The 12,472-nt window shown below is 38.8% G+C and carries 11 protein-coding genes and 1 tRNA gene; 10 read left to right on the plus strand and 2 right to left on the minus strand.

The window, feature by feature from the left end; genetic code table 11:
* The first annotated feature begins 223 nt into the window (after window positions 1-223).
* The 8 genes from rpsU (at window position 224) to BLV53_RS09465 (ending at window position 8,935) form a co-directional block, all read left to right on the plus strand.
* Window positions 224-397, plus strand: coding sequence for a 30S ribosomal protein S21 (gene rpsU / locus BLV53_RS09430; RefSeq protein WP_015549455.1), 174 nt, complete (start codon window positions 224-226; stop codon window positions 395-397).
* A 94-nt stretch (window positions 398-491) separates the two neighbouring features.
* Window positions 492-2,081: a peptide chain release factor 3 gene (locus BLV53_RS09435; protein ID WP_090300200.1), complete on the plus strand. Its 1,590-nt coding sequence runs from the start codon at window positions 492-494 to the stop codon at window positions 2,079-2,081.
* Between the two features lie 200 nt (window positions 2,082-2,281).
* Window positions 2,282-3,331 carry a recombinase RecA gene (recA, locus tag BLV53_RS09440; protein ID WP_090300202.1) on the plus strand — a complete coding sequence of 350 codons (1,050 nt, stop codon included), beginning with the start codon at window positions 2,282-2,284 and terminating at the stop codon, window positions 3,329-3,331.
* A gap of 2 nt (window positions 3,332-3,333) precedes the next feature.
* A complete protein-coding gene (locus tag BLV53_RS09445) occupies window positions 3,334-3,927 on the plus strand; it encodes a regulatory protein RecX (protein WP_090300204.1) in 594 nt (197 codons plus the stop codon).
* 188 nt (window positions 3,928-4,115) lie between these two features.
* Entirely contained in the window at window positions 4,116-5,639 is a 1,524-nt protein-coding gene (gene rny / locus BLV53_RS09450) for a ribonuclease Y (RefSeq protein ID WP_442960180.1), read from the plus strand.
* Between the two features lie 48 nt (window positions 5,640-5,687).
* Window positions 5,688-6,224: an NUDIX hydrolase gene (locus BLV53_RS09455; protein ID WP_090300207.1), complete on the plus strand. Its 537-nt coding sequence runs from the start codon at window positions 5,688-5,690 to the stop codon at window positions 6,222-6,224.
* 256 nt (window positions 6,225-6,480) lie between these two features.
* Window positions 6,481-8,472 carry a methyl-accepting chemotaxis protein gene (locus BLV53_RS09460; RefSeq protein WP_242879072.1) on the plus strand — a complete coding sequence of 664 codons (1,992 nt, stop codon included), beginning with the start codon at window positions 6,481-6,483 and terminating at the stop codon, window positions 8,470-8,472.
* Window positions 8,473-8,482: 10 nt separating this feature from the next.
* Window positions 8,483-8,935, plus strand: a complete 453-nt coding sequence (locus BLV53_RS09465; RefSeq protein ID WP_090300211.1) for a chemotaxis protein CheW — start codon at window positions 8,483-8,485, stop codon at window positions 8,933-8,935.
* A 32-nt stretch (window positions 8,936-8,967) separates the two neighbouring features.
* On the opposite strand, the gene BLV53_RS09470 is transcribed toward BLV53_RS09465, so the two are convergent.
* Entirely contained in the window at window positions 8,968-9,999 is a 1,032-nt protein-coding gene (locus BLV53_RS09470; protein WP_090300213.1) for a 3-deoxy-7-phosphoheptulonate synthase, read from the minus strand.
* A 22-nt stretch (window positions 10,000-10,021) separates the two neighbouring features.
* A complete protein-coding gene (locus BLV53_RS09475) occupies window positions 10,022-10,876 on the minus strand; it encodes a shikimate dehydrogenase (RefSeq protein WP_090300215.1) in 855 nt (284 codons plus the stop codon).
* 123 nt (window positions 10,877-10,999) lie between these two features.
* On the opposite strand from BLV53_RS09475, the gene BLV53_RS09480 reads away from it, so the two are divergent.
* Window positions 11,000-11,073 (plus strand) — tRNA-Arg (locus tag BLV53_RS09480).
* 38 nt (window positions 11,074-11,111) lie between these two features.
* Window positions 11,112-12,413, plus strand: coding sequence for an SH3 domain-containing protein (locus BLV53_RS09485; RefSeq protein ID WP_090300217.1), 1,302 nt, complete (start codon window positions 11,112-11,114; stop codon window positions 12,411-12,413).
* The last annotated feature ends 59 nt before the right edge of the window (window positions 12,414-12,472 follow it).

The raw sequence follows: 12,472 nt of genomic DNA on the forward strand, positions 1-12,472 counted from the left end.
ATAATCTGCAATGGCATATCCAAAGAAACAACACCATAGGAATGATGATGGTAGATATACTAGCTTTGAAGCTTAAAACATAATTTTTTTTATAATAAAATACTAGAAGTCGTAAAATTGTGTGATTATTGTTGACAAAATAGAAATATATGCTAAAATGCTTGTTAGTGCTTTTAGATTAATGAGTACAAGTCCCCAAATGGAGGGAGGTTAGGATTAGACTATGTCATATGTTACAGTTAAAGAAAACGAGTCATTAGACAGCGCTCTTCGTAGATTTAAGAGAAACTGTGCTAAGGCTGGCATCCAGCAGGAGATTCGTAAACGTGAGCACTATGAGAAGCCTTCAGTAAAGCGTAAGAAGAAGTCTGAGGCTGCTAGAAAGCGTAAATACTAATTTACCGCTTGCAATTTTGAATTTATGGCCTGTACCTTGCGGTACAGGCTATTTTTCGGTTTATCTATAGAAATGTTTTTATTTGGAGGTTTAGATGGCTTTTACAGTAGAAGAAGAGATTAAAAGACGTCGTACATTTGCGATTATATCCCATCCTGATGCAGGTAAGACTACACTTACTGAAAAGTTTTTGTTATATGGTGGACAGATTAATCTGGCCGGTTCAGTTAAAGGTAAGGCAACAGCTCGTCATGCTGTTTCTGACTGGATGGAAATCGAAAAGGAAAGAGGTATTTCTGTTACATCTTCAGTACTTCAGTTTGAGTATGATGGCTACTGCATAAATATCCTTGATACACCAGGACATCAGGACTTCTCAGAGGATACATATCGTACACTTATGGCAGCAGATTCTGCTGTAATGGTCATCGATGCATCCAAGGGTGTAGAGGCTCAAACACGTAAGCTTTTCAAAGTATGTGTTATGAGACACATTCCTATTTTTACATTCATCAACAAAATGGATAGAGATGCCAACGATACCTTTGAGCTTTTAGATGATATTGAAAACGAACTTGGCATTGCAACAGTTCCTGTTAACTGGCCAATCGGCTCTGGTAAAGGCTTCAAGGGTGTATATGATAGAAATGAGCGTACTGTCCGTATGTTCTCTGATACTCAAAAGGGTACAAAGCAGGGAGAAGAACGCATCCTATCAATCGATGACCCTACTCTAAAGGATGAAATCGGTCAGGATAAATATGATCAGCTTATTGAAGAGCTTGAGCTTATCGATGGCGCAGGCGCAGAATTTGATCAGGAGCTTGTTACCAAGGGTGAGCTTTCTCCAGTGTTCTTTGGTTCAGCTCTTACCAACTTTGGTGTTGAGATATTCCTTGAACATTTCCTTAAGATGACCTATAGTCCACTTCCTCGTAAGAGTGATATTGGAGAAATAAGTCCATTCTCTGAGGATTTCTCGGCATTTGTATTTAAGATTCAGGCAAACATGAACAAAGCCCATAGAGATAGAGTGGCATTCCTTCGTATCTGCTCAGGTACTTTTGATGCTACAAAAGATTATCTTCACGTACAGGGGGGAAGAAAAGCTAAGCTTTCAGCACCACAGCAGATGATGGCTGATGAACGTAAAATCGTTGATAAGGCCTATGCAGGCGATATCATTGGTGTATTTGATCCGGGTCTTTATAGCATTGGTGATACATTTACCTCAGCTAAAAAGCCATTCCAATTCGAGGGTATTCCAACCTTCGCGCCTGAGCATTTTGCTCGTGTTCGCCAGATAGATACCATGAAGCGTAAACAGTTCATGAAGGGTATCACCCAGATTGCTCAAGAAGGTGCTATTCAGATATTCCAGGAGTTCAACACTGGTATGGAAGAAATCATCGTTGGTGTTGTAGGTGTACTTCAGTTTGATGTTTTAAAGTATCGTTTAAACAACGAATACAACGTAGAAATCGGTCTTGAAAATCTTCCATACGAACACATCAGATGGATTGAAGGAGATTACGATATAAATAAAATCTCCGGTACCTCTGACATGAAAAAAATAAAGGATTTACGTGACAGACCACTTTTATTGTTTGTCAATTCATGGTCAGTGGGAATGGTACAGGATAGAAACGAAGGTCTTGTATTATCAGAGTTTGGTACAAACTAGGTTTATAATGCGTTATAAAAATGCTTGACTTATATCATATAGATATGTATAGTAATGGGCAGTGGCAATCGCCACTGTCTTTTTGTTTTTTGTTTTATATTCTAAAATTTTTATCCCAATTTGTTGTTGACATTTAATACCCATTTCACTATTATTATATTTAAAGAACGAACAATTGTTCCGAACGGAGGTTTTATAAAATGGCAAACGAAGATAAGTTAAAAGCTTTAGATGCAGCGATTTCTCAGATAGAAAAACAATATGGTAAGGGCTCAGTAATGAAGCTTGGCGAGGGTGCTAACATCCAGGTAGAGACAGTTCCTACAGGTTCTATCAGTCTTGACATAGCTCTTGGCCAGGGTGGTTTTCCTAAGGGCCGTATCATCGAAATATATGGACCTGAATCTTCTGGTAAGACTACACTTGCACTTCATGCAGTAGCAGAGGTTCAAAAGGCTGGCGGTATTGCAGGCTTCATCGATGCTGAGCACGCATTGGATCCTAAATATGCTAAGGCTATCGGTGTTAACATTGATGATTTATATATTTCTCAGCCAGACAATGGTGAACAGGCACTTGAAATCACAGAGACTATGGTTCGCTCGGGCGCTATGGATATTATCGTAGTGGATTCAGTTGCAGCACTTGTACCAAAGGCTGAAATCGACGGAGATATGGGTGATAGCCATGTAGGTCTTCATGCACGTCTTATGTCACAGGCTATGAGAAAGCTTACAGGTATTGTTGCAAAGACTAATTGTGTAGTTATCTTCATCAACCAGCTTCGTGAAAAGGTTGGTGTTATGTTTGGTAATCCAGAGACTACTACAGGTGGACGTGCGCTTAAGTTCTATGCATCAGTTCGTATTGATGTACGTCGTATCGAGGCATTAAAGCAGAACGGTGAAGTCATCGGCAACAGAACTCGTGCTAAAATCGTTAAGAACAAGGTGGCACCACCATTCAGAGAAGCAGAATTTGATATCATGTTTGGTGAGGGTATCTCCCGCGAAGGCGATATTCTTGATGTAGCTACAAATCTTGATATTGTTCAGAAATCTGGTGCATGGTATGCATATCTTGGCGAAAAGATTGGTCAGGGTCGTGAAAATGCAAAGAACTATCTAAAGCAGAACCCAGAAGTTTGCGAAGAAATCGCCAGTGCAATTCGTGATCACTATGCAGAGGCTGACGAAAGTGAAGTTGGACTCGTTGGTGGTGAAAAGGACGATGTAGAGGTTGTTGAGTAATCATGGAAATTACATCTCTTGTTAAATTAACCAAGGGAAGAGCTAAAATCTGTCTCGATAACGGGGCAGATTTTGTTCTATATAAAAAAGAATATGAGCATTATGGAATAGAAGAAGGAGCAGAACTGTCAGAACTTCAATACGAAGAAATCCTTACAGAAATTCTTATTCCCAGATGTAAAAAACGAGCCCTTCATCTGCTGGAAAAACAGGATCGCTCAGAGAAAAACTTACGAGATAAGCTTTCAGAAGGCGGCTATTCTTCTGATATTATTGATATCGCTATAGACTATATAAACGACTATGGTTACATAGACGATGCCAGAATGGCTGCAAGTCATGTGCGCTTTTATCAGGATAGTCGCAGCAGACAGCGGTTAAAGCAGGATCTTTTAGGCAAAGGTATTTCTTCAGATATTATTGAGCGTGTATTAGATGAAGAATACACAGTCGATGAGCAGGATTTAATAGAAAAACTTCTTGCAAAAAAGCATTATGACAAGGAAACTGCCACCTATGAGGACCGTGGAAAAATTTATCGCTTCCTTGCATCCAGGGGATTTTCATCGGACACAATCAATCGTGCGCTAAGCTAGAGAATATAAGCAATTATAGATAGCTTTGATACACTATATATTGTATGCACAGTCTTGACATAAACCCATTATAAAGTTAAACTATTTACATTGATATGTATAAATGAGAGCCTTTATAGCTTTTATTTTATATTCAATTAAGAATTTAATAAGGAGGTGCTCCTGTGGCAGTGACGATTATTGTAGCTATCGTTGCTGTTGTAGTTGCAGTTGTTGCGACTCTTGTTGTTTCAAACAACATTCACGAGAAACAAGGTCAGAAAAAGATTGGTTCTGCTGAGGAAAAGGCTCGTGAAATCATTGATGAAGCAGTTAAGAGTGCGGAGGCAAAGAAGAGAGAGGCAATGCTTGAGGCAAAGGAAGATGTCATGAAGCAGAAGAATGATCTCGACAAAGAAATCCGCGAGCGCAGAGCAGAAATCCAGCGTAGCGAGCATAGAATTTCTCAAAAGGAAGATAACCTTGAGAAAAAGCTTGATGCCGTTGAAAAACGTGAAGCAGAATTTGCTCGTCAGGAACAGCAGCTTAACAAACAGCGCGAGGAAGTAGCAAAGCTTAATCAGCAGCGCGTACAGGAACTAGAAAGAATCTCAGGACTTACCTCCGAACAAGCAAAAGAACAACTTTTAAAATCTGTAGAAGAAGACGTCAAACTAGACGCAGCAAAGCTTATCAAGGAAAGCCTTGCACAAGCAAAGGATGAGGCAGAAAAAAAAGCACGAGAAATCGTAGTTAGTGCTATTCAGAAATGTTCAGCAGATCATGTGGCAGAGACTACTATTTCCGTAGTACAGCTTCCAAACGATGAAATGAAGGGTCGTATCATTGGTCGTGAGGGTAGAAATATCCGTACACTTGAGACAATGACAGGTGTTGAGCTTATCATTGATGATACACCAGAGGCAGTTATCTTATCTGCATTTGATCCAGTGAGACGTGAAATTGCACGTATTGCACTTGAAAAACTCATCGTTGATGGTCGAATTCATCCAGCTAGAATTGAAGAGACTGTAGAAAAAGCTAAGAAGGAAGTTGAACAGCAAATCCGTGAGGAAGGCGATGCCGCTGCACTTGAGGTTGGTGTTCAGGGAATTCATCCTGAACTTCTTAGATTACTTGGAAAGATGAAATTCAGAACTAGCTACGGGCAGAATGTGTTAAAGCATTCTATCGAAGTTGCTCAGTTATCAGGATTACTTGCTGCAGAGCTTGGTCTTGATGTAAGAGTAGCTAAACGAGCTGGTTTACTCCATGACATTGGAAAGGCAGTAGATAGAGAGCAGGAGGGTACACACGTACAGCTTGGTGCAGATCTCTGCCGTAAGTACAAAGAGTCTCAGACAGTAGTAAATGCTGTTGAGGCACATCATGGCGACGTAGAGCCAGAGACACTTATAGCTTGCATCGTACAGGCGGCTGACACAATTAGTGCAGCAAGACCTGGAGCACGTCGCGAGGCTATGGAGACATACACAAACAGATTAAAAGAACTTGAAGAGATTTCTAACAGCTTCAAGGGTGTTGATAAATCTTTTGCTATTCAAGCAGGTAGAGAGATTCGAATCATGGTGGTTCCTGAACAGGTTACAGATGCCGATATGGTCATCATGGCTAGGGATATTTCAAAGCAGATTGAGAATCAGCTAGAATATCCTGGACAGATCAAGGTGAATGTAATTCGTGAATCACGAGTTACCGATTACGCGAAGTAAATTTTTAGGCGGTTGGTTTTCCAGCCGCTTATTTTAATGGAGAACAAAATGGATCAGTTAAAAAGAATCGATAGAAAATTAATACATAGGGGCACAATTCTGGATATATATGAAGATACAATGCAACTTCCTAATGGAAAAACTGAGAAGTGGGATTTTGTAAGTCATCGAATGGGAGCTGCTTGTGTCCTTGCTGTTGAACCAGATGGCAAAATTCTTATGGTACGTCAATATAGGAATGCACTTGAGAGGGAAACGTTAGAGGTGCCGGCGGGAAAACGTGATTCTTTAAATGAAGATACATCTATTTGTGCGGCAAGAGAGTTAGAGGAGGAAACGGGCTATAAAGCAGGAAAATTAGAAAAAATTCTTTCACTTAAGTCTACGGTTGCCTTCTGTGATGAAATGATAGATGTGTATCTTGCTACAGATTTACAGAAACTGGGAGGACAGCATCTAGACGAATCTGAAGATATTAACGTTGAATCATGGAAACTCGAAGATTTAATGGAAATGTGCTATTCAGGAAAAATTCAAGATGCAAAAACTGTTGCGGCTATTATGGCCTATGCTGCTAGAAGATAGTTTGTTTTTTATGTACAGAATTAATTAAGATTATTTATATTTTATTGTTTACTATGAAAGAGAGATTAAAGCGATAAAGTTTTAGTCTCTCTTTTTCTATGTGCAAATTGCACTATATATAACATGAATAAATTGTGCTAAATTGCTAATTGTACTCGTATAAATACAAGACAACGTTATAAAACAATGCTATAATGCAAAACATGTTCACGAAAATAACACAAATTAAACACAAAAAATACATGGAGGTATGACAATGAAATTTAAGGCATCACTATTTTCAAGTGTAAAAACAAAGCTGATTATTGCAATGGTAGCAATCGCAGCTATTCCACTTCTTGTTGCAACATCTATTAGCTATTATTCTTCTACGAAAGAAGCAAAGCAGTTGGCTAAGGATGATAACGAATGGGCAGCATGGTATTTGCAGGCATCTTTAAATACTATCTTTTCAAAAGGTGAATCTGCATTATATTCAGTAGCCTCTTCACAGGATACTGTAGATTTTCTTACTTCTGGTGAAAACGGTTCAAAGGTAAGAAAGCAAATGCAGTATATCAATTCTGTTTTAGCTGACGGTAATGAGATGACTCTTGTTAACACCTCCGGAAAGATGGTTCTTAGAAGCGATGACAGAGAATTATCTGATGTAGCTTCGAGAGATTATTTCAAGGGAGCCATGAAGGGACAAACCACTGCTTCAGAGGTAATGGTAAGCAGCTCAACAAAACTCAGAAGTATTTGTCTTGCAGTTCCAGTATATCAGACTGGTACAAAAAATATAATTGGTGTTTTATATAGAAGCTATGATTTAGCTCAGTTACATGAGGTTCTTGTTGATGCAGGCGGAGAATCATTTATTGTGGATAAGGATGGTACATTAGCTGCTCATTCACTATATGAGATTTCAGCTGATGATGAACCTATGTTATTGACAGATACTCCTTTTATGACATCTGATGCGATAGAGGGTACTTACGAATGTGTAATGGATGATGTTCCATTATATGTTTCTTATGTAAAGGAGCCTATTACTGGCGTTACAGCATGCATGACTGTTTCTATTAACAAAGTTGTATATGAAGCAAGAATGTCAGCATTAACTACTGTGGTAATTGGCATAGTACTTCTTATAATTGGTGCAATAATTGCTTTCTTTATTGCTAACAACTTTACTAAGCCTATTCTTGCGGTAAACCTCGCACTTTCAGAGCTTGCAGAGGGACATTTTAACAGAATTGATGAGTACACAGATCGTGAAGATGAGTTTGGACATATTGTAAATAATACAAACTTTCTTATGGACAAACTTTCATCTATCGTAGGAAGTATTGTAGATTCTTCAAACAACGTAGGAGAGTCTTCAGATGAATTGTCATTAATGGCGAATCAGATTGCTGCAACTGCAGAAAGCGTTGCAGTTGCTGTACAGCAGATTGCAAGCGGTGCAGTACAGCAGGCAGAGGAAATTCAGGCAGCAGCAAAGAGCACAAATGTTATTACAGATGCTGTAGAAAATGTACAGGACTCGACAACAGAGATGACATCACTTGCAGATAGAATGAAGAAGGCTTCTGAGGCATCTAGCTCTTCACTTGCTATTCTTCAGAATACAAGCACATCAATGACTATTAAAATTGAGGAAATTGCTACAAAGATTTCTTCAACACAGAATGCAGTTACAAACATCAATGAGCGTGTTGAAGGTATTTCTGATATCGCTTCACAGACAAATCTTCTTTCACTTAACGCTTCTATTGAAGCGGCAAGAGCTGGAGAGGCAGGAAGTGGATTTGCAGTAGTTGCAGAGGAAATTAGAAAGCTTGCTGATAACTCAGAAAGTCTTGCTTCTGAAATCAGAGTTTTAATGGATGAACTGTTACAGGAAGCTGAACAGGCAGTTAAGGCAGCTGGTTTTGTTATGGATGGAAATATAGAGCAGCAGAAAGCATTAGGTGAGACTCTTGAGGCAGTTCACGGAATGCTTGATGATATCGACGAGACAGTTTCAAGTGTGACAAAGATTTCTGACCATGCAGATACATGTGTTTCTTCAAATACAGTAGTTGCTAATGCTATGACTTCACTTTCTGCTATCTCAGAGGAAAATGCTGCTTCATCAGAGACAACAGGTGCATCAGTAGAGGAGCTTTCTGCTACTGTTTCAACTCTTGCTGAGTCGGCTAATCACCTTAGAGGTATCGCTGAAAGCTTAAATAATGAAATGAAGTTCTTTAAGATTGCATAGGAGAACAAAAATGAACGATTTAACAGTTATTAATACGGAAAAAAATGAGGAAAAACAATATGTTGTTTTCCTCATTAATAAAGAATACTTTGGAATTGATATTTCAAATATTAACAGTATCATCCAAATGCCAAATATTACCAGTGTTCCAAACGGACCTGAATATTTATTAGGCATGACTAATGTTCGTGACAGAGTAATCCCTATTGTAAGCTTGCATAAAAGAATGAATTATGGGGAAGAGTGTATTACAAAGGACTCTCGCGTAATTATTCTTAACCTTGAAAATGACGAGCTTATGGGAGTTGTCGTTGATGATGTCAAGGAAGTAATAAAAATTGCAAATGATGAAATTCAGGATTCATCTCCATTCGTAAAGAAGGAAGAGTCCTTCATTAGTGGAGTTGGTAGAAAGGAAAATAACCTGATTTCAATATTTGAGGTTTCATCACTTATAGCTTAATTTCTAAGGATAATTTATACGTCATTCTGCTATTAATTGCGCTCAGCAATTGTGTAAAGCAGATGACGTGTATCTTCCCATCCAAGACATGGGTCAGTGATTGATTGTCCGTAGGTCTGGTGGTCAGAGATAGGCTGGCATCCTTCTACAAGGTAACTTTCAATCATGACACCCTTTACAAGGCTCTTTATAGCATCTGAGTGATTGCGGTTGTGCATCACTTCTTTAACAATTCTGATTTGTTCTTTAAATTGCTTATTTGAGTTAGAGTGGTTTGCATCAATAATGCAGGCTGGATTTACTAAATCCATTTGCTCGTACATATTGTGAAGGCGAATAAGGTCTTCGTAGTGATAATTCTGTGTACTGTTGCCATGCTTTGAAACTGCACCTCTAAGGATAGTGTGAGCAAGTGGATTTCCGCTTGTTTTAACCTCGTATCCTGAAAATGTGAAATGATGTGGATGCTGAGCAGCATATACGGAATTAAGCATTACAGAAAAATCACCTGAAGTAGGGTTTTTCATACCTGAGGCAACATCGAAGCCTGATACTGTGAGTCTGTGATGCTGATCCTCGACAGAACGTGCGCCGATTGCCACATAAGACAAAAGGTCATCGACATATCCCCAGTTTTCAGGGTATAGCATTTCATCAGCTGCTGTTAGCTCTGATTCTGTCATGGCGCGGATGTGCATCTTTCTCATTGCGATAAGTCCTGCCACCATATCAGGAGCTTCATTTGGGTCAGGTTGAGAAGCAATTCCTTTGTAGCCACTTCCTGTAGTGCGTGGTTTGTTTGTATAAATACGAGGAACAACAAGTACTTTATCTTTAATATCTTCGGCTACCCTTGAAAGCTTGCTGATATATTCGCATACTGCATCTTCATTATCAGCTGAGCATGGACCAATGATACATAGAAATCTGTCGTCTTTTCCTGTAATAATATCAGCAACTTCCTTATCACGCTGAAGCTTTATTTGCTGTACCTTTTCAGGTACTGGAAGCATTTCTTTTATTTCCTCTGGTGTAGGCAATTTCTTTAAGTAAGTGAAACTCATTTTTATTCCTCGATTCTTTTCATTAACTGAAATATTTTTCTTTAACAATATCAACAGGCATATCTTGGCCCGTCCATAGTTTGAAAGCAGCTGCTCCCTGATAAAGAAGCATGAGCTTTCCATTCATTGTCTTGCAGCCCTTTGATGCGGCATCCTTAAGAAGTCGGGTGCGCTCTGGATGATAGATAGTGTCGCATACAGCAAGTCCCTGATGAAGAAATTCCTTTGGGATTAAAGATGTGTCATCATCGCCCATTCCAACATTGGTCCCATTGATTAGTATGTCGCTTTCCTGTAGACAAAATTCTAATATGTCATTATCGGCCATATCATATACGAAGCAGTCGCAACCAGTAGATTTTGTGATTCTATTTGCAAAATCAACTACCTTATCAAAGGTGAAATTCTTCCTTTTAAAGATATTGATTTTAGAAACACCTTCTAAGGCAGCCTGGGTGACGATAGAGGTTGCAACACCACCTGCACCAAGGATAGTAATAGTAGAACCTTTAAATTTGATATCTGACTCCGTCATGGATCTTAAGAAACCGATTCCGTCTGTGGTATAGCCCTTAAGTCTACCATTATCATTTACTACCGTATTTACGGAGTGAGAGAGCGATGCAGCGCTGTCCATTTCGTCTAAAAAAGGAATGATTGCATTTTTAAATGGCATTGTAAGATTGAAACCTGCACAGCCAATAGCTTTCAGGCCATTTACGGCATCTGCAAATTTATCTTCATCAACGCCAAAGGCCATATATGAATAATCTAAAGAAAGCTCATCAAAAGCTGTGTTATGCATTGCTGGAGATATGCTGTGAGAAACAGGATTTCCAAGCAAGCAGATGAGTTTAGTAGTTCCTGTTGGATTCATACAATTTCCTCCCTTTATAATTTACAATATAGTGTAGTTTATTGTAGCACTTTAATCAACTAAAGTTTTTTAAAAGTTTGATGTGAATAGTAAGTTGTGTTAAAATAATTCGGCAGGCATTTCGTAGGCGTAGCGTAGCTGGATAACGCATCGGACTCCGACTCCGAAGACCGCCGGTTCGAATCCGGCCGTCTACAGTTTTAAATTAGCCTGGTTACTATAGCTGGAGGGGCAAATGAGTTTAAATAAAGTAATAGAAAAGGTTAAGGAAGCCGCAGGCAAATGCGGGGATTTTATTTTTAGATATAAGAGATATTTTTTAGCAGGATGCATATTTATTTGCATGATTTTAGTATTATTTTTAGGTACTAAATCCGCAGTAACTGATACCTCTGGCGAGGGCGTATACAAAGAGTTCAAAGAAAATAAAGATACTAAAATCAATAAATTAATAGAAGACTACTACACAGCCTATGCTAATGGTGATACAGATAAAATTAAAAAACTGGTTGACCCATCACCACTTAGTGACCAGGAAATCAGTTATATTCAGTTTTATAGCCAGTATATTGATAATTTTTCAGATATCCAGATATATACAAAGGAAGGACTTGATAAGGGGTCTTATCTTGCATCTGTGCGTGTAAATCTTAAATACAAAGATATCGATACACCAGCTCCTGGACAGGATTTCTTCTATCTTGAAACAGCTGACGGAAAACTTTACATCAATAATAAATATGGTTCATTCAATCAGAATAATAATATTTATGAGATGGATACAAAAGTGTCTGATTTGATTTCAGTATTTATTCGTCAACAGGATTTGCTTGATATTCAGGCTGAGGTTACAAACGAATATAATGCAGCTATCAAGAGTGATGAAGCGCTCAAGGTATTTATGACAGATACACTTAAGGCAGCAATAGTTCAGTGGAATACAGATTACAATGCCCAGGTAGCCGCGGCAGCAGAAGAAGCAGCAGCCGCAGCAGAAAAGGAGGCTGAAGAGGCAGCAAAGGCTGAGAAAGAAGCTAAAGCCAAAGAGGAAGAAGAAACCAAGGCAGCAGAAACAGATGAAGCAAAGTCAAAATCGTACGAAGGCAAGGTTAACTCTAGAGCAAATGTTCGTTCAGCAGCTGATAAAGACAGCGACAAACTTGGTTCTTTAGATAGTGGTAATGCAATTACTATATATGGTGAAGAGGGCGATTTCTATAAATTTGATTACAATGGAACAACTGCCTACATCACCAAAGATGCTGTAACTGTCAAATCAGCAGGTGACAACACAGAGACTGAGACAGCCACAGAAAAAGAAGAGGCAAAATCAGCAGGTTCTTTAGAAAAAGGAAAGAAGATTACCATTCAGTCTACAACCAATATCCGCTCAAAGATGGATAAGTCTGCTTCTAAGGTAGCGGTTGCCTATGCAGGTGAAACTGTTGAAGTAGTTATGAGCTATGCAGAGGGATGGACAAAGGTTAAATACAAGGACAAGGAAGGTTTTATACGAACAGACCTTTTAACAAATTAGTCTATAGACAGTGATAAACAATAATGGAGACCATATTTTGGTCTCCATTTGTTAACTAG

The sequence above is a fragment of the Pseudobutyrivibrio sp. ACV-2 genome, assembly GCF_900107545.1.
Taxonomy (GTDB): domain Bacteria; phylum Bacillota; class Clostridia; order Lachnospirales; family Lachnospiraceae; genus Pseudobutyrivibrio.

What these genes read in the sequence shown, in the direction of transcription:
- rpsU (WP_015549455.1), top strand. Translation starts at nt 224, where the DNA reads ATGTCATATGTTACAGTTAAAGAAAACGAGTCATTAGACAGCGCTCTT.
- BLV53_RS09435 (WP_090300200.1), top strand. Translation starts at nt 492, where the DNA reads ATGGCTTTTACAGTAGAAGAAGAGATTAAAAGACGTCGTACATTTGCG.
- recA (WP_090300202.1), top strand. Translation starts at nt 2,282, where the DNA reads ATGGCAAACGAAGATAAGTTAAAAGCTTTAGATGCAGCGATTTCTCAG.
- BLV53_RS09445 (WP_090300204.1), top strand. Translation starts at nt 3,334, where the DNA reads ATGGAAATTACATCTCTTGTTAAATTAACCAAGGGAAGAGCTAAAATC.
- BLV53_RS09455 (WP_090300207.1), top strand. Translation starts at nt 5,688, where the DNA reads ATGGATCAGTTAAAAAGAATCGATAGAAAATTAATACATAGGGGCACA.
- BLV53_RS09460 (WP_242879072.1), top strand. Translation starts at nt 6,481, where the DNA reads ATGAAATTTAAGGCATCACTATTTTCAAGTGTAAAAACAAAGCTGATT.
- BLV53_RS09465 (WP_090300211.1), top strand. Translation starts at nt 8,483, where the DNA reads ATGAACGATTTAACAGTTATTAATACGGAAAAAAATGAGGAAAAACAA.
- BLV53_RS09470 (WP_090300213.1), bottom strand. Translation starts at nt 9,999, where the DNA reads ATGAGTTTCACTTACTTAAAGAAATTGCCTACACCAGAGGAAATAAAA.
- BLV53_RS09475 (WP_090300215.1), bottom strand. Translation starts at nt 10,876, where the DNA reads ATGAATCCAACAGGAACTACTAAACTCATCTGCTTGCTTGGAAATCCT.
- BLV53_RS09485 (WP_090300217.1), top strand. Translation starts at nt 11,112, where the DNA reads ATGAGTTTAAATAAAGTAATAGAAAAGGTTAAGGAAGCCGCAGGCAAA.